Consider the following 335-nt stretch of genomic DNA (forward strand, 5'->3'; position numbering starts at 1 on the left):
AGTCTGTTGCTTTTAATGTCACCGATCGCCAGGTTATAAATCTTCACCAAACACGAGCATGCACAGTTGCTCGAACTCTTCTTCTTTACCTGAGAACAGGTCATCAATCACAAGAGTACGTTTCTGACCTGATTGCATGCGTTTCTTCGCCTCGCGCATTACCATCACCAATGTGTGCTCTTGCGGTAAGTTCGAGTCATCAACATTCCATTGATTGAATCGCTGAGACAGAGCACTTTCACAAAGCAGTGGCTTAAACGCCAACACCTCTTGCTTCAATACAGAAAGCATATCTTTAAACGCTTGCTCAGTATTATTCGTTTTTACACTACGAG

1 pseudogene is annotated in these 335 nt (G+C 43.3%); it reads right to left on the reverse strand.

Going from position 1 to position 335, the window contains the following annotated elements:
• Positions 1-33 precede the first annotated feature (33 nt).
• Positions 34-335 (reverse strand): annotated as a pseudogene (locus AB4653_RS28870) (AraC family transcriptional regulator); the annotation flags it as partial.

Origin of the sequence: Vibrio sp. 10N.222.48.A3 (assembly GCF_041475345.1) — a bacterium.
GTDB lineage: Bacteria > Pseudomonadota > Gammaproteobacteria > Enterobacterales > Vibrionaceae > Vibrio > Vibrio tasmaniensis_A.